General features: G+C 72.1%; 15 protein-coding genes. 2 read left to right on the top strand and 13 right to left on the bottom strand.

All coding sequences use genetic code 11. The features are described from left to right. Positions 1-7: 7 nt before the first annotated feature. The 9 genes from pgsA to NI26_RS05290 form a co-directional block, all read right to left on the bottom strand. The gene (gene pgsA / locus NI26_RS05330) at positions 8-643 is read right to left on the bottom strand and encodes a CDP-diacylglycerol--glycerol-3-phosphate 3-phosphatidyltransferase (protein WP_066653285.1); all 636 of its coding nucleotides are present in this window, start codon (positions 641-643) and stop codon (positions 8-10) included. 4 nt (positions 644-647) lie between these two features. Beyond that, positions 648-3,710: an FtsK/SpoIIIE family DNA translocase gene (locus tag NI26_RS05325; protein WP_066653282.1), complete on the bottom strand. Its 3,063-nt coding sequence runs from the start codon at positions 3,708-3,710 to the stop codon at positions 648-650. A 68-nt stretch (positions 3,711-3,778) separates the two neighbouring features. After that, a complete protein-coding gene (locus NI26_RS05320) occupies positions 3,779-5,026 on the bottom strand; it encodes an ABC transporter permease (RefSeq protein ID WP_066653280.1) in 1,248 nt (415 codons plus the stop codon). Next, the gene (locus NI26_RS05315; RefSeq protein WP_066653278.1) at positions 5,023-5,796 is read right to left on the bottom strand and encodes an ABC transporter ATP-binding protein; all 774 of its coding nucleotides are present in this window, start codon (positions 5,794-5,796) and stop codon (positions 5,023-5,025) included. Before NI26_RS05315 ends, NI26_RS05320 begins: the two co-directional genes overlap by 4 nt. After that, positions 5,793-6,812, bottom strand: coding sequence for an HlyD family efflux transporter periplasmic adaptor subunit (locus NI26_RS05310; protein ID WP_066653276.1), 1,020 nt, complete (start codon positions 6,810-6,812; stop codon positions 5,793-5,795). Before NI26_RS05310 ends, NI26_RS05315 begins: the two co-directional genes overlap by 4 nt. 183 nt (positions 6,813-6,995) lie before the next feature. Next, positions 6,996-8,672 (bottom strand): ribonuclease J, encoded by a 1,677-nt coding sequence (locus NI26_RS05305; protein ID WP_066653274.1) that lies wholly within the window; start codon positions 8,670-8,672, stop codon positions 6,996-6,998. A 48-nt stretch (positions 8,673-8,720) separates the two neighbouring features. Beyond that, positions 8,721-9,698: a 4-hydroxy-tetrahydrodipicolinate synthase gene (gene dapA, locus NI26_RS05300; protein ID WP_058730183.1), complete on the bottom strand. Its 978-nt coding sequence runs from the start codon at positions 9,696-9,698 to the stop codon at positions 8,721-8,723. A 390-nt stretch (positions 9,699-10,088) separates the two neighbouring features. Then, on the bottom strand, positions 10,089-10,595 hold the full coding sequence (locus NI26_RS05295; protein ID WP_066653272.1) for a dihydrofolate reductase: 507 nt from the start codon (positions 10,593-10,595) through the stop codon (positions 10,089-10,091). Next, positions 10,595-11,419 carry a thymidylate synthase gene (locus NI26_RS05290; RefSeq protein ID WP_235426526.1) on the bottom strand — a complete coding sequence of 275 codons (825 nt, stop codon included), beginning with the start codon at positions 11,417-11,419 and terminating at the stop codon, positions 10,595-10,597. Before NI26_RS05290 ends, NI26_RS05295 begins: the two co-directional genes overlap by 1 nt. 78 nt (positions 11,420-11,497) lie before the next feature. On the opposite strand from NI26_RS05290, the gene NI26_RS05285 reads away from it, so the two are divergent. Further along, positions 11,498-12,409: a TIGR01777 family oxidoreductase gene (locus NI26_RS05285; RefSeq protein WP_066653271.1), complete on the top strand. Its 912-nt coding sequence runs from the start codon at positions 11,498-11,500 to the stop codon at positions 12,407-12,409. 75 nt (positions 12,410-12,484) lie between these two features. Here the strand turns inward: NI26_RS05285 and NI26_RS05280 are convergent, their stop codons facing one another. After that, entirely contained in the window at positions 12,485-12,952 is a 468-nt protein-coding gene (locus NI26_RS05280; protein WP_442781439.1) for a hypothetical protein, read from the bottom strand. Further along, a complete protein-coding gene (locus NI26_RS05275; RefSeq protein ID WP_066653270.1) occupies positions 12,949-13,701 on the bottom strand; it encodes a 4-hydroxy-tetrahydrodipicolinate reductase in 753 nt (250 codons plus the stop codon). Before NI26_RS05275 ends, NI26_RS05280 begins: the two co-directional genes overlap by 4 nt. A gap of 22 nt (positions 13,702-13,723) precedes the next feature. Here NI26_RS05275 and NI26_RS05270 point away from each other — a divergent pair, with 22 nt between their 5' ends. After that, on the top strand, positions 13,724-14,233 hold the full coding sequence (locus tag NI26_RS05270) for a GNAT family N-acetyltransferase (protein WP_066653264.1): 510 nt from the start codon (positions 13,724-13,726) through the stop codon (positions 14,231-14,233). A gap of 50 nt (positions 14,234-14,283) precedes the next feature. Here NI26_RS05270 and NI26_RS05265 read toward each other — a convergent pair whose 3' ends face one another. Together NI26_RS05265 and NI26_RS05260 are read right to left on the bottom strand one after the other, a co-directional pair. Next, positions 14,284-14,886, bottom strand: a complete 603-nt coding sequence (locus NI26_RS05265; protein ID WP_066657952.1) for a histidine phosphatase family protein — start codon at positions 14,884-14,886, stop codon at positions 14,284-14,286. 5 nt (positions 14,887-14,891) lie between these two features. Then, a complete protein-coding gene (locus NI26_RS05260) occupies positions 14,892-16,226 on the bottom strand; it encodes a M16 family metallopeptidase (protein WP_066653262.1) in 1,335 nt (444 codons plus the stop codon). Positions 16,227-16,334: the final 108 nt, after the last annotated feature.

Below are 16,334 nucleotides of genomic sequence, written 5' to 3'. Positions count from 1 at the left end.
GCCGACGTCATGCTGCTCGGCGGTTGTGCTTCCAGGCCTGCCACAGGTAGTCCGCCCCGCTGAGCACCGTCGCGAGGAGCGCCGCCGTCATGAGGATGCCGTTCACCCAGTGCGCCAGGTCACCGACGACGTTCCACCACGGGAACAGTGCGAGCGTGATCGCGACGGCCTGCAGCACGGTCTTGATCTTGCCGCCGCGGCTCGCCGGGATGACCCGGTCGGACAGCACGGCGAAGCGGAACACGGTGATGCCGATCTCCCGGAGCATGATCAGCACCGTGACGATCCACGGCAGCTCACCCAGGATCGACAGCGCGACGAGGGCACCGCCGATCAGGACCTTGTCGGCGATCGGGTCGACGAGCTTGCCGAAGTCCGTGACCAGGTTCTGGCGTCGGGCGATGATGCCGTCCGCACTGTCCGTGACGATCGCGACGACGAACACGACGGCCGCCCAGACGCGCAACGACGTGTCCTGGCCGCCGTCGGAGAGCAGCATCACGAAGAAGAGCGGCGCCATGAGGATGCGCACCACGGTGATGATGTTGGCGACGTTCGCGGTCGATGCCGGGCCGTCCCCCTTGCGGAGCAACCGTCCGCGCCAGGGGAACCGAGCCCCGTGTGTGGTCTCCGAGCTGGTCACGTGCTCACTCCCTGCCCGTCAGTCCCCATGCGTCCTCGTCCGGTCCGTCGTCCTCGACCTCAGGGTACCCGCGGGTCATGTCCGCCACCGGGTCCGAGCCGTACCTGTCGTCGTCCTGACCACCGGCACCCGCCCCGGCGGGTCCGGCAGGAGCCCCGGAGCCGGCCGCAGCCGGAGCCGGGTCGGCCCCGGCGACGGAGGCCGTGCCTCCCGGCCGGACCGACGGCGGTCCGTCGGCAGCCGGAGCAGCCGGCGGCTCCTCGCCCCGGAGCTTCGCGAGCACGCCCGGGAGCTGGTCGGGCGTGACGAGCACGTCGCGGGCCTTCGACCCCTCGGACGGCCCCACGATGTCACGCGACTCCATGAGGTCCATCAGTCGGCCGGCCTTCGCGAAGCCGACGCGGAGCTTGCGCTGCAGCATCGAGGTCGAGCCGAACTGGGTCGAGACGACCTGTTCGACCGCGGCGAGCAGGAGCTCGAGGTCGTCGCCGATGTCGGCGTCGATCTCCTTGCGCTCCACCACGGCCTGGACGTCCTGCCGGTACTCGGGGCGCGCCTGGCGCGTGACGTGCGCGACGACCTCGGCGACCTCGCTCTCCTGCACCCAGGCACCCTGCACACGGACGGCCTTCGACGAGCCCATCGGCAGGAAGAGCCCGTCACCCTGCCCGATGAGCTTGTCGGCGCCCGGCTGGTCGAGGATGACCCGCGAGTCGGTGACGCTCGTGACCGCGAAGGCCACGCGCGACGGGACGTTCGCCTTGATGAGACCGGTGATGACGTCGACCGAGGGCCGCTGCGTCGCGAGCACCAGGTGGATGCCGGCGGCACGGGCGAGCTGGGTGATCCGGACGATCGACTCCTCGACGTCCCGAGGGGCGACGAGCATGAGGTCCGCGAGCTCGTCGACCACGACGAGCAGGTACGGGTACGGCTTGAGCTTCCGCTCGCTGCCGGCGGGCAGGACGATCTCGTCGTTCTGCACGGCCTTGTTGAAGTCGTCGACGTGCCGGAACCCGAACGACGCCAGGTCGTCGTACCGCATGTCCATCTCCTTCACGACCCACTGCAGCGCCTCGGCGGCCTTCTTGGGGTTCGTGATGATGGGCGTGATGAGGTGCGGGACCCCGGCGTAGATCGACAGCTCGACGCGCTTCGGGTCGACGAGGACCATGCGGACCTCGGACGGCTTCGCGCGCATCAGCAGCGAGGTGATCATCGAGTTGATGAACACCGACTTGCCGGAGCCCGTGGAGCCGGCGACGAGCAGGTGCGGCATCTTCGCCAGGTTCGCGACGACGAAGCCGCCCTCGACGTCCTTGCCGACGCCGATGGTCATCGGGTGCTTCGACTTCGTGGCCGCGCCGGAGCGCAGGACGTCGCCGAGGGAGACGATCTCGCGGTCTGTGTTCGGGATCTCCACGCCGATCGCGCTCTTGCCCGGGATCGGCGACAGGATGCGGACCTCGTTCGACGCGACGGCGTACGACAGGTTCTTCGACAGCGCCGTGACGCGCTCGACCTTCACACCGGGACCGAGCTCGATCTCGTAGCGCGTGACCGTCGGTCCGCGCGAGAACCCCGTGACCTTCGCGTCCACCTTGAACTCGGTGAGCACGCCGGTGATCGCCGCCACGATGTCGTCGTTCGCCTGGCTGCGGGCGACCGAGGGGGTGCCGGCGCTGAGGGTGGTGGCTGCGGGCAGGCGGTACGGGGCTGCCGGGTCCTCGTCGGCGGCGGTCGCGGCGGGCAGGCCGTCGTCAGCGGCCTCGGGCTCGGGCGCCGTCGGCGAGACCACCGGGGAGACTCCGGCGTCGGGCCGGGCGACCGCCGCGGGCTGCTCGGGCACCGGGGTGCCGAAGTCGCGGAGGGCCTGTTCGGCGACGGCGAGGTCCTGCTCGACCTCCTGTGCGCCGTGCACGTCGTCGTGCTCGACCGAGTCGTTGAGGTTCACCGAGGCGGGCACCGCGGGCGTGTGGTCCACGAGTCCGGCGGCCGCGCCCGCGTTCGCGCCGACGGCCGGAGCAGCGGCACCGGCAGCGGCAGCCGTCCCGGCACCACCGGCACCGGTTCCGCGGTCGGGCACGGCCTGCGTCGCCGACGCGGGCAGCACGGGGCTGTCGTACGCCGGGTCCTCCTCGCGCCCGGACTTGTTGCGACGCCACCACGGGACGGTGCTCTCGGCGTCCTCACCGCCGGCAGGCTGCTCGTCCTCGAACCCGAGGTCCTCGAACAGCGGGAAGTCGGTCTGGTCCTTCGTGCGGCGCTTCGACGTCCGTGCTCGGGGCGCGGCCGGAGCGGCGTCCGCCTCGGTGGCGGGTTCGTCCTCGGCCACGGGGGCCGGCGCACCGAACAGGTACGCGTACAGCTCGTGGAGCCGGCGTCCGGTCTTGTTCGGCGGGGTCTTCGTGATGATGAAGAGCGACAGCACGAGCAGCACCACCGCGACCGGCACCGCGACCCACACGGTGGCGACCGCGACGAGCCAGCTGATCACCACCCAGCCGAGGACACCACCGGCGGCGGCCAGGGCGACCATGCCGTCGGACGCGCTCGGCTGCCCGCCGAACACGTGGCAGAGCGACGCGATGGAGACGAGCATCAGCCCGAGACCGATGCCGATCCGGGTGTTGTCGTGCACCGACGCCGGGTGGCGGAAGAGCCATCCGGCGAAGACGATCATGATGACGGGCAGTGCGACCGCCAGTCGCCCGAAGAGCCCGCCGAACGTGTAGGCGTCGAGCGTGACGGACACCGGGTTCGTGGGGTTGAGCCACTCGACGACACCGCCCGCGAGCGCGAGCACGAACAGGAGGAACGGGAAACCGTCGCGTCGTTCGTCCTTGGCGAGGGTCTCCTTGCCGAGCAGCCGGAACAGTGCTCCGACGCCGTGCGCCATCGCGAGCCATGCGGTCACGACGGGGTTCTGCTCGCGGAACACCGGGGTGGGTGCCGCCTGCGGCAGCTTCTTCGTCGTGGCCTGCGTGCGCGACGTACCGCGCGACCCGCTCCCGCGGGACGACGTGGACGCGCGCGAGCGCGTGGTCGACTTGGTGCCTCCGGCCATGCGACGGAGCCTAATCCCCGCTCGGGACATTCCGTGGATGCCCCGCCGCGACCGGACGCCCTCCGCGCTCAGTACCGGATCGCGTCGATGACCTTGACCCGGACCGCCACGATCGCGGGCAGGAACCCGGCGAGCGCCCCGACGAGCAGCGCCGAGCCGACACCGATCAGCGCCGCCTCGACCGGGAACGGCGCTCCCCCGACGTCGACCCCGCTCGTGATCAGCCCCCGGACGGTCTCGTTCCCGAGCACCGCCGCGCCGACCATGACGCCGATCCCGCCGGCGACCAGCGTCCCCAGCACGTTCTCGAGCAGCACGGCGACGAAGATGCGTCCGGCGGTCGCACCGACCCCGCGTCGGATGCCGATCTCGCGGATCCGCTGCCGGACGCTCACCAGCGACACGTTGAGCAGCCCGAGCCCGCCGAGCACCAGGACGAGGACGGCGACCCCGGCGATCACCCAGCGCAGCGCACCGAGCGGGTCGCCGTCGACCGAGCCGGCCGCGTCGGAACGATTCGCGTCGACGGTCCACCCGGGGCCGAGCGCCCGCTCGGCGTCCGATGCGATCCGTCCGGCGACCGCCTTCCCGTCGCTCTCCGGTACCCACACCTCGAACAGCCGCTGCGAACCGTCGTCGGGTGCGGCCTCCGCGCTCGACGTCGCGACCGACCGCGCCAGCTGGTAGAACATCGGCTCGGTGTCGTACTCCGAGGACACGTACCGGCCGATCACGACCGCGGTGACGTCGGGCGTCCCCGGCAGGCGCACGACCGGGTGCGTGACGACGTCCGGGCTGCCGAGACGGTCGAGGAACGCCTGGTTGACGACGAGCGCCGGCGCGAGCCGGTCCCGGTCGTCCTCGGTGAACCACGCGCCGTCGTCGACGCGGACGCGGTGCATCTCGGCGTACGCGGGGTCGACGGTGACGCCCTGGGCCAGGGTGACCCCGTCGGGGAACTGCACGGGGCGCTGCGTCCACGACGCCTCGGTCGAGAACCGGACGTGGTAGCGCTCGGCACCGGCGCGGAGTTCCCGGTCGAGCGCCGCGGCGTCGGCCGCGGCAGCGGCACCCGTGCCGTCCCCCGTGGCCGAGGACGAGCCGGTGACCTGGTAGGTCGCCGGCCGTCCGCCGTACTGCTCGTTGAAGGCGGCGGTCACCCGCTCGGCGAGCGACCCGAAGCCGACGACGACCGCGAGCGACGCCACCGCGATCGTGACCCCGATCAGGCTGAGCACGACCCGGCCGCGGTGCACGCGGAGCTCCTGCCAGGACTCGACGAACGTCCCGACGACGGTGGTGAGGAGCCGGTTCACGCCGCCACCCCCGGCCCGTCGACGGAAGCGGACGCGGAGGCGGACTCGGACGCGGAGGCAGACGCGGACGCGGACGCGGTATCGGACGCTGCCGTGTCGACGACGAGCCCGTGGTCGATCCGGTGGACGACGTCCGCCCGTGCTGCGACCGCGGTGTCGTGGGTGATGGTGACGAGCGCCGCGCCGGTCTCGGCCGCGACGGTCTCGAGCAGCTCCATGACCACGCGGCCGGTGTCGACGTCGAGTGCACCGGTCGGCTCGTCGGCCAGGATGAGCCGCGGCGACCGGACGAGTGCCCGGGCGATGGCGACGCGCTGCTGCTCCCCGCCGGAGAGCCGGTGCGGCTGCGTGTCGGCACGGTCGGCGAGGCCCACCCGGTCGAGCATCTCCACTGCCAGGCGACGACGCGACCAGAACGCCCGGCCGGTCGCGTAGAGCAACGGGACCTCGACGTTCTCGACCGCGGTGCGACCCTGCAGCAGGTTGAACTGCTGGAAGACGAAGCCGACGTCCGCGCCGCGCACCCGGTCGCGTCGGACCGAGCCGGCACGGCCGACGTCCCGCCCGTCGAACTCGTGCAGCCCCTCGGTCGGGGTGTCGAGCAGGCCGAGGACGTTGAGCAGCGTCGACTTGCCCGAGCCCGAGCGGCCGACGATGGCGACGCGGCTGTCCGCCTCGACGTCGAGGTCGACACCGCGCAGGATCTCCAGCGTGGAGCCGTCGGGGAGCGGGACGGACTTCCGGAGGTCGCGGACGTGCACGAGGCTCATCCGGTCACCACCGTGCCGTCCTCGGCGAACTCGTCCTCGGGCTGCGCCTCCTTGCCGGGGACGAACTGCAGGACGGTCTCGCCCTCGGACAGCCCGTCACGCACCTCGACGGTCTCGCCGTCGTTGAGGCCGAGGGCGACCTCGCGCTCGGAACGCTTCCCGTCGTCGTCGACGACGGTGACGACGCCGCGCTGCGCGGTCCCCTGCACGGCGGTCGTCGGGAGCGTCAGCACGCCCTCGGCCGAGCCCGCGGACACGGCGACCGTGACCTCGAGCCCCGGGAACACGGTGACGTCCCCGGGGACGTCGCACCGCAGCTGCGTCGCACCCTCGGCACCCGAGGAGCCCCCGCCACCGTCCGCACCGTCGGCACCCGCGTCCGACGGCTCGCCCGCCGCCGAGGCGGACGCGGAGCTGAGCGCGAGGTTCGTGCAGGTGAAGGGCGCCGGCCCGTCCGTGATCGTCACGGTCGCCTCGGAGGGACGCGAGGTGAGTCGGTAGAGCTGGGCGGCCTCGAGCGTCGCGGTCACACGGTACGACTCCGGGGCGACCCGGGCGACGGTGTCACCGATCGCGACGGGCTGTTTCGCCACCAGGTCGAGTCCGGACACCGTGCCGGACGACGAGGCGACGACGGTCGCGAAGGTCACGGACGCCGGCGACGGCTCGCCGTCCTCGGTGGTGCCCTCCGCCGGGGTCTCGACCCGGAGGTCGATGATCGGCGCGCCCTGCTCGACGTGCGTGCCGTTCGTCACGAAGACCCGGTTGACCGTGCCCTCGGCGGTGGAGCGCACCGGCGTCGCGGCGACGGACTCGACGTGACCGGTCGCCTCGACGTCGTTGACGACTTCCCCCGTCTCGACGGTGACGGTCGGGTCCTCCAGCTGCGCGGTCGGGGTCGTCTCCTCGCCCTCGGGCTGCGCCGCGAAGAAGGCGAGGCGGACGAGGGACACCGCGATGGCGGCGAACACGAGGAACTTCAGGCCGGGCCACACCCAGCGACGCAGGACGGTCACCCTGGGACGGTATTGGCTGACATACCGAGGGAGCATCAGCCTGTGGGATGACGCAGGTCGGCCACCCGGCCGGTCGCGCAGTGGACTCCCGTCCGCACCACGGGGTGCAACGCGGCCGGGAGGCACGGCGAGCGTTCCCGGGGAACGCTCGCCGTGCCTCCCGGCCGGCTGCGGCGCGTCTGCCTACGCCTCGATGACCACCGGGACGATCATCGGGCGGCGGCGGTGCTTCGTGTTCACCCAGCGGCCGACGGTGCGGCGGACGACCTGCTGGAAGGCGTGCGCGTCCCGCGTGCCGTTGCCCGCCGCGTCGGCGAGCGCCTTCGCGATCTGCGGACGGACGTCGTCGAAGACGGAGTCGTCCTCGGCGAAGCCGCGCGACTGGATCTCCGGGCCGACCACGCACTGCCCCGTCGTGAAGTCCACGGCGCAGAAGATCGAGATGAAGCCCTCCTCCGCCAGGACCCGACGGTCCTTGAGGTCGGCGTCGGTGATCTCGCCCACGGTCGATCCGTCGACGTAGACGTAGGCGATGTCGAGTTGTCCGGCGACGCTCGCGACGCCGTCCTTCAGGTCGACGACGATGCCGTCCTGGCCGAGGATGACGTTGCGCGGCGGCACACCCGTCTGGATCGCCAGGTCGGCGTTCGCGTACAGGTGGCGGTGCTCGCCGTGCACGGGCAGCACGTTGCGCGGGCGCAGGATGTTGTAGCAGTAGAGGAGCTCGCCGGCCGACGCGTGACCGGAGACGTGCACCTTCGCGTTGCCCTTGTGGACCACCTTCGCGCCGAGCTTCGTCAGCCCGTCGATGACCCGGTAGACGGCGTTCTCGTTGCCCGGGATGAGGCTCGACGCGAGGATGACGGTGTCGCCCTCGCCGATCTCGATCTGGTGCTCGAGGTTCGCCATGCGCGCGAGGACGGCCATCGGCTCACCCTGCGACCCCGTCGACATGTAGACGACCTGGTCGTCCGGGACGTTCTTCGCCTTCTTCGTGTCGATGAGCACGTCGTCCGGCACCCGGAGGTAGCCGAGCTCGGCGGCGATGGTCATGTTCCGGATCATCGACCGCCCCATGAACGCGACCTTGCGGTTGGTCGCGGCGGCGGCGTCGAGGACCTGCTGCACGCGGTGGACGTGCGACGAGAAGCTCGCGACGACGACCTTCTTGCGGGCGCGGGAGATGACGTTCTCGAGCACCGGTCCGATGTCACGCTCGGGCGCGGTGAACCCGGGGACGTCGGCGTTGGTCGAGTCCGGCAGGAACAGGTCGACGCCCTGCTCGCCCAGGCGGGCGAAGGCACGGAGGTCGGTGATCCGGTCGTCCAGCGGGAGCTGGTCCATCTTGAAGTCACCGGTGTGCAGCACGCGCCCGGCGGGGGTCGTGATCGCGACGGCGAGGGCGTCCGGGATGGAGTGGTTCACGGCGACGAACTCGAGGTGGAACGGACCGAGCTGTTCGGTCTGGTCCTCCTGCACGACGAGCGTGTAGGGCTTGATCCGGTGTTCCTTGAGCTTCGCCTCGACGAGCGCGAGGGTCAGCGTCGAACCGATCAGGGGGATGTCGCCCTTGAGCTTGAGCAGGTAGGGGACGGCGCCGATGTGGTCCTCGTGCCCGTGGGTGAGCACGACACCGAGGACGTCGTCGAGACGGTCCCGGATCGGCCCGAAGTCGGGGAGGATGAGGTCGACGCCCGGCTGGTGCTCCTCGGGGAAGAGCACGCCGGCGTCGACGACGAGCAGCTTGCCGTCGAACTCGTACACGGTCATGTTGCGACCGATCTCGCCGAGACCCCCGACGGGGATCACGCGGAGGGTGCCGGGTTCGAGCGGCTGCGGTGTGGAGATCTGGGTGGGCATTCGGTCCTGACTGTCGTGCGACGCGCTACCGCTGCGCCGCGTGCTTTCCTAACGTGTGGTGCCTGGCACCTTCGGCAGTGCGCCGCCGGCCGCCGCGTTGCGGTCCGGGCGGAAGTTCGAGAAGTCGGCACCGGGGATGTCCCGGACCGCTTCGAGGGAGGTCTCGATGGCGTAGGCCTCGGTGTCCTCGGGGCCGACGAGCGGCAGCCGGACGCGCGGGCTGCCGATCCGGCCGAGGCCGTGGAGCACGTACTTCGCCGCGACGGTCCCGGGGACGTGGGTCATGATCGCACGGACGAGCGGTTCGACGCGCTTGTGCTCCGCGGTCGCGGTCGCCAGGTCGCCGCGGTTCACGGCGTCGACGATCGTGCGGTACGGCGTGCTCGTGATGTTCGCCGTGACGCCGATCAGCCCGGTGGCGCCGATCGACAGGTGCGGGAGCACGTTCGTGTCGTCGCCCGAGAAGTACATGAGGTCGGTGTTGTTGAGCACCCGGGAGACCTCGGCGAAGTCGCCCTTGGCGTCCTTCACGGCGAGGATGTTCGGGTGGTGCGAGGCCCGCACGATGGTCTCGTACGTGATCGGGATGCCCGTGCGGCCCGGGATGTCGTACAGGATCACCGGCAGGTCGGTGGCGTCGGCGATCATCCGGAAGTGGGTGAGGACGCCCGCCTGGGTCGGCTTGTTGTAGTACGGCGTGACGATCATCACGCCGTCGGCGCCGGCCTTCTCGCTCTGCTTGTAGAGGTGGATCGCGTGCGCGGTCTCGTTGGAGCCGCCGCCCGTGATGATCTTCGCGCGGCCCGCGGCGACGGACTTGCCGACCTCGACCAGGCGGAGCTTCTCCGGGTCGGTCAGCGTGCTCGTCTCACCGGTGGTGCCGGTGACGACGATGCCGTCGGCGCCGGCCGTGATGCAGTCGTCGATGTGCTGCTCGACGCCGGGCCAGTCGACCTCTCCGTCGGCCGTGAACGGCGTCACGAGGGCGACGAGGACCTGACCGAAGGGATTCTCACGCGGGGACACGCCCTCCAGCGTACCGGGGATGCGCGACGGCACCGCCGTCCGGTCGGACGGTGCGCGGCTCGCGGACGGTGCGACGCCGCGGCCCGTTCCGGCGCGGCTCGGCTGCGGCCGGGAGGCGCGGCCCGGCTCCGTGCGGGAGGCGCGGCTCGCGCACGGCGCGCGGCTGCGGCCGGGAGGCGCGGCTCGGCTCCGTACGGCGACTCGCGGTCCGGCAGGTGGACGCCGCGCGCTGGCGCGGTGCACAACCGGAAGCACGTCGCGCCACGGGATTGCGTGGCGCGACGTGCTTCGTGTTGTGCGCGAGCACGTCGCGCCGGCCCGCGTCGGCCGCGGGCACCGCGGGCACCGCGGGCACCGCGGGCACCGCGGGCACCGCGGGCACCGCGGGCGCTACGCGCGGCGGCGCCACTCCAGGAAGCGGTAGCGGGTGGCGTCGACGCGCGACTCCTGCCACGGGCCCTCGTCGACGAGCTCCCACGCGTCGTCGAGCGCCGGCGCGCGGGTGTCTCCCGGTACGTCGCGGTCGACGATCGTCTCGGACACCCGGTCGGCGAAGGGCAGGGCATCGGCGTAGACGGCTCCCCCGCCGATCACCCACACGGTCTCGTCGGTGTCGAGTGCGGTCGCCAGGTCGTGCACGACCTCGGCGCCCTCGGCCGACCACGAGGTGTCCCGCGTCAGCACGACGTTCCGACGCCCCGGCAGTGGTCGGAACCGCGGCGGCAGTGAGTCCCAGGTGCGCCGCCCCATCACGACCACGGCGTCGCCGGTGACCTGCCGGAAGTGCGCGAGGTCCTCCGGGACGTGCCACGGGATGCCGCCGTCGGCGCCGATCACACCGGACGCGGTGCGCGCCCAGACCATGCCGACACCGCGGACGGGCTCGGTCCACCCCATCAGACGGCGACCGCGGCCTTGATCGCCGGGTGGTGCTCGTAGTCGACGACCGTGAAGTCCTCGTACACGTAGTCGTCGATCGAGTCGCGCGGAGCGATCTCGAGCGTCGGGTACGGGTACGCCGTGCGGGAGAGCTGCTCGCGGACCTGCTCGACGTGGTTGTCGTACACGTGGCAGTCGCCGCCGGTCCACACGAAGTCGCCGACCTCGAGCCCGGTCTGCGCGGCGATCATGTGCGTGAGCAGCGCGTAGGACGCGATGTTGAACGGCACGCCGAGGAACATGTCCGCGCTCCGCTGGTACAGCTGGCACGAGAGCTTGCCGTCGACCACGTAGAACTGGAAGAACGCGTGGCAGGGGGCGAGCGCCATCTCCGGCACGTCGGCGACGTTCCAGGCCGAGACGATGAGACGACGGGAGTCCGGGTTCGTCCGGATCTGCTCGATCACCTGGGCGATCTGGTCGACGTGCTCCCCCGACGGGGTCGGCCACGAGCGCCACTGCACGCCGTAGACCGGGCCGAGGTCGCCGTCCTCGTCCGCCCACTCGTTCCAGATGCGCACGCCGTGCTCCTGCAGCCACCGGGCGTTGCCGTCGCCGCGCAGGAACCAGAGCAGCTCGTAGGCGACGGACTTGAAGTGCACGCGCTTGGTCGTGACCAGCGGGAAGCCCTGCGACAGGTCGTACCGGAGCTGCGCGCCGAAGATGCTGCGCGTGCCGGTGCCGGTGCGGTCGCCCTTCGGCGCACCCTCCTCGAGCACCCGGCGCAGCAGGTCTTCGTAGGGAGTGGGGACGGTGGGATCGGGCTGCACGGTCTCGCTCACACGGAGAGCCTACGTCCACGACACGGCGAGCCTCCGTCCACGAGGAGAACCCGGGGCTCGCTGAGTACCGTGGGCCGCATGTCGACCCAGCCGCTCTCGATCCTCGTCGCCGGTGCGTCCGGCTTCATCGGGACCCCCCTCGTCCGCGCCCTGCGCGAGGCCGGACACCACGTCACGACCCTGACCCGCAGCGAACCCCGCACCGCGAGCGCGTTCCGCTGGTCCCCCGGCACGCGACCGCTCGACCCGGCGGTGCTCGACGGCGCGGACGTGGTGATCAACCTCGCCGGCGCGAACATCGGCAGGCTGCCCTGGACCGAGTCGTACAAGCGGGAGATCCTCGACTCGCGCGTGCAGGCCACCGAGACCCTCGTCGAGGCGATGCGCCACGCGACGAACCCTCCGGCGCTCTTCCTGTCCGGGTCGGCCTCGGGCGTGTACGGCGACCGTCCCGTGGACGTCCTCGACGACGACGCCGAGGCCGGCCGGGGCTTCCTCGCCGACGTCTGCACGCAGTGGGAGGCCGCCGCGACCGCAGCCCCCGAGGGCGTCCGCGTCGTCCTGCTCCGCACCGGCATCGTGGTCGGGCAGGGCGGCGGCGCACTCGCACCCCTCGTGCCGCTCACCAAGGCGGGGCTGGGCGGCAAGCTCGGCACCGGTGGCCAGTTCTGGCCGTGGATCGCGCTCGAGGACGAGGTCGGCGCGATCGTGCACCTCGCCACCAGCCCGGAGGCCGCCGACGTGCGCGGCCCCGTCAACCTCGCCGGACCGGAGGCCGCGGTGTCGAACCGCATCACCCGCCGCGTCGCCGAGGACCTGCACCGCCCCTACCTGTTCAGCGTGCCGGCCTTCGCCCTGCGCACGCTGCTCCGCGAGGCCGCCGACGAGATGCTGCTCTCGAGCCAGCGCATGGTGCCGCGCAAGCTCACCGGGTCCGGCTACCGGTTCCGGTACGAGCACGCCGAGGACGCGGTCGACGCGGCCTTCTGACCCGACGACCGGAACGACCCGACGAGCCGGCGGACGGGAGGCCCGTGGCGGACACCGCCACGGGCCTCCCGTCCGTCAGCGGGTCGCCGCCGCCTTCACCAGTGCGGTCCGCATCGCCGCTCGCGCGCGCTTGCGGTCACCGGCGGCGTCGTAGACGATGCCCAGTCGGTACCAGCCGCGCCAGTCCTCGGGGTCGGCCTCGACGGCGTCCCGGTACCGCGGGAACAGCTCGTCGGCTGCCTCGCGCGTGGGGCGCCCCGACGGGCGGACGGGGACGACGTCGTCCGGGGTCGCGCCCTCGCGCTCGAGCCGCGCGCCGAGCCGTGTGATGCGCAGCCCGAAGCGGACCTCGAGCACGAGCAGCAGCGCGCCGATCGCCGCGACGACGAACAGCGCGACGCCGATGCCGATGCCGATCGGCTGCCCGGTCGCCACGAACGCGACCGCACGCTGACCGACGAGCCCGATGTAGAGCGCGAGCAGCAGGGTCATCAGCGCCGCACCCCAGAACGGGGAGCGGAGGGACCGCCAGGTCGACGTCACGGCTGGCCGATGCCGAGGACGCTGCCGAGCCCGACGGTCAGGCCGCGGGCACCGACCACGGCGGGCAGCGCCGCCCGGACGCCTGCGACGTACGCCACGTCGTCGTTCGTGTCGTGGCGGATCGTGACGGTCTCACCGGGGCCGCTCAGCAGCACGTCCTGCACCGCCTTCACCCCAGGCAGGCGCAGGGAGTGGATCGGGACGCTCGCCACCTGTTGCCCGCGGGCACGCTGGTCGACGTGCGGGGCGTCGACGGGACCGACCTCGCGACGGGCGTCCGCGATGAGCTCGGCGGTCCGGACGGCGGTGCCCGACGGGCTGTCGATCTTGCCCGCGTGGTGCGTCTCGACGATCTCGACGGACGGGAACCACGGCGCGGCGATCGTGGCGAGGTGCGTGGCGAGCACCGACCCGATCGAGAAGTTCGGGACGACGAGCACACCCTGGTCGGGCCGCGCCTCGAGCCCGGAGCGGAGCGTCGCGAGGCGGTCGAGCGACCAGCCGGAGGTCCCGACGAGGACGTTCGCGCCGCTCGCCAGGGCGTGGTCGACGATCGCGGGGCTCAGCGCCGGGACGGTGACGTCCACCACGACGGCTGCTCCACCGAACACCGACGGCGGTGCCTCGTGCACGGCGTCCTTCGAGGACAGCGACGCGACGAGCTCGAAGCCGTCGAGCGACTCCACGACGGAGGCCACCAGGCCCCCGAGACGACCGGTGGCGCCGACGACGGCGACGGGAGTGACCATGGCTCCATCCTAGGATCGACGCATGCCGCTCCAGGTCAGGTCCGTGCCCACCGACGCACCCGAGGTCGACGCGCTGCTCGACGCCTACCTCGACGAGCGCGAGGCGACCTTCCCGAGTGCGCAGGGCTCGTACTCGCGGAAGCGCACCCCGGCCGTCGAGTTCACGGCGCCGAACGGCGTGTTCGTGGTCGCGTACGAGGTCGACGAGGACGGGGCGCTCCCGATCGGGTGCGGCGGCCTGCGACGGATCGCCGCCCGTGCGGACGGCGATGCCACCCCGGACGACGACGCACGGTTCGAGGTGAAGCACGTCTACGTCTCCCCCGCCGGACGGGGTCGGGGCGTCGCGACCGCGGTGATGGACGCACTGGAGGGCGCCGCGCGGGACCTCGGCGCGACGAGCGTCGTCCTCGACACGAACGACTCGCTCGTCGCCGCGGGTGCGATGTACCGGAGCCGCGGGTACGAGCGCACCGCGGCGTTCAACGAGAACCCCAACGCGACCGCCTGGTACTGCAAGCCGGTGCGCTGACCGGTGTCGTGCCTCCCGGCCGGCCCCGTGGCGCGCTGGGCGGTGCGCCGCTAGACGGGTTGTTCGACCGGCAGACCCGTGCGGAGCTCCACCGGCAGGTGGGCCAGGTCGTTGAGGGTGACCACCTCGGCCGGCTTCGCGGAGCGGATCCGGATGATGGTGAGCGCCGTGTGCGCCACGTTGGTGCCCATCCAGCGCCACTCCGGTGCCTGGAAGGCCTCGCGGACGAACCAGCCGATCACGGCGTTGTGCGTGATGAGCAGGTCGTGGCGGTCCTCGCGCGCCGGGGTGAACCACTCGGCGACGGCGTCGCCCATCTGGGCCTGCCCGGCGACGATCTCCTCTTCCGTCACGCCGCCGTACCATCCCTGGTACGCGTGCGGCATGTCCGGCGTCGGTCCCGACGGGATGCAGTCGAAGAGCAGCGTCGAGGGCTCCGGCTGGATCGAGGGCAGCCGCTGTGCGAGGTACGCAGCCGTCTCGCTCGGGGCGTCGAGCGGCGAGTGGTACACGCCGTCGAAGGGCACCCCGCCGAGGCGGTCGGCGACGAGCACTGCCTGGCGCTTGCCGCGTTCGGAGAGCTTGCCGTCGCGGAGTCCGTGCTCGGCGTCCTGGTGTTCACCGTGCCGGACGAGGTACAGGTAGTGCGACACGTCCGTCACCCCTCGACGCCGATGGCCGCGGCGAGTTCGTCCCGCTGCACGGCTCCCACCACCGAGGTGATCGTGGGTCGGGTGAGCAGGTCGCGCGCCAGGTCGAGCACGTCGCCGGCGGTGACCCGGTCGACCCGCTGCAGCGCGGTGCCGAGGTCGGTGAACTCCCCCGTGCCCAGTTCGGACCGGCCGAGGCGGGTCATCCGGGCGTCGGAGTCCTCGAGCGAGAGCGTCAGGGCTCCCTCGATCTGGCCCTTGGCGCGGCGGAGCTCGTCCTCGGTGATGCCGTCGTCGACCATCCGCGCGAACTCGGCGTCGATGATCTCGACCACGCCGGCGACGTTGTCCGGGGCACAGCCGGCGTAGACGCCGAAGGCGCCGTTGTCGAGGTAGGCCGGGGCGAAGGAGGACACGGCGTAGGCGAGTCCGCGGCGCTCGCGGACCTCCTGGAAGAGGCGCGAGCTCATGCCCCCGCCGAGCACGGCGTTCAGCACGCTGAGCACCGGGCGGCGTTCGTCGCGGAGGTCCAGCCCCTGCGAACCACGGAGCATGCTGACCTGCTCGGTCGGCCGGTGCGCGACGGCGAGGCGCGGCACCGCCGGGTCGGCGACGGGCTGCGGAGAGCGCCGGGCGAGCGGCGAGGCCCGCGGGGCGTCGCGGAAGACGCGCTCGACGAGTTCGCGGAAGCGGTCGTGGTCGACGGCACCAGCGGCGGTGACGACGATGCCGTTCGGTGCGTAGTGCTCCCGGTAGTGGTCGAGGACCTCGTCGCGCCCGACGGCACGGATGCTCTCGGGTGTCCCGCCGATCGGACGGCCGAGGGGGTGCCCGTCGAAGGCAGCGGCGAAGAAGGCCTCGCCCGCGACGTCCGCCGGGTCGTCGGCGGCCATCGCCAGCTCCTCGAGGATGACGCCGCGCTCGACGGCGAAGGCGTCCGCGTCGAGCACCGAGCCGGTGACCATGTCGCCGATCACCCCGACCGCCATCGGGACGTCGGTGTCCCGGACCCGCGCGTAGTAGCAGGTGTACTCCTTGGCGGTCGCGGCGTTGTGCTCACCGCCCACGGAGTCGAACGCGATGGCGATGTCGAGTGCGCTGCGTCGACCGGTGCCCTTGAAGAGCAGGTGCTCGAGGAAGTGCGTGGACCCGAACTGCCCTTCGCGCTCGTCACGGGACCCGACACCGACCCAGAAGCCGAGGCTCGTGGAGCTCGCCCCCGGCACCGACTCGGTGAGGACCCGGACACCGGACGGCAGCACGGATCGACGGACGAAGGCACCACCGGACGTCAGGAAGGACGTGTCCTGGGCCTCGAGCGGCAACGGCACTGGCTGGTTCATCGCAGGAGAGCCTACTGACCCGGCGGGGCCGATCATCCAGATTCCACAGGCTCGCGGCGCGTGCCTCGAACTGGGGTACATCCGAGGAGGATAGAAAGACTCGTCTGT

Source organism: Curtobacterium sp. MR_MD2014 (assembly GCF_000772085.1).
Taxonomy (GTDB): domain Bacteria; phylum Actinomycetota; class Actinomycetes; order Actinomycetales; family Microbacteriaceae; genus Curtobacterium.
The sequence above is the reverse complement of the archived record's forward strand: the minus strand, read 5'-3'. Positions and strand labels throughout refer to the sequence as shown.

Coding starts and splice junctions, on each gene's coding strand:
- NI26_RS05325 (WP_066653282.1), bottom strand. CDS start 3,710: ATGGCCGGAGGCACCAAGTCGACCACGCGCTCGCGCGCGTCCACGTCG.
- NI26_RS05315 (WP_066653278.1), bottom strand. CDS start 5,796: ATGAGCCTCGTGCACGTCCGCGACCTCCGGAAGTCCGTCCCGCTCCCC.
- NI26_RS05305 (WP_066653274.1), bottom strand. CDS start 8,672: ATGCCCACCCAGATCTCCACACCGCAGCCGCTCGAACCCGGCACCCTC.
- NI26_RS05295 (WP_066653272.1), bottom strand. CDS start 10,595: ATGGGGTGGACCGAGCCCGTCCGCGGTGTCGGCATGGTCTGGGCGCGC.
- NI26_RS05285 (WP_066653271.1), top strand. CDS start 11,498: ATGTCGACCCAGCCGCTCTCGATCCTCGTCGCCGGTGCGTCCGGCTTC.
- NI26_RS05275 (WP_066653270.1), bottom strand. CDS start 13,701: ATGGTCACTCCCGTCGCCGTCGTCGGCGCCACCGGTCGTCTCGGGGGC.
- NI26_RS05270 (WP_066653264.1), top strand. CDS start 13,724: ATGCCGCTCCAGGTCAGGTCCGTGCCCACCGACGCACCCGAGGTCGAC.
- NI26_RS05260 (WP_066653262.1), bottom strand. CDS start 16,226: ATGAACCAGCCAGTGCCGTTGCCGCTCGAGGCCCAGGACACGTCCTTC.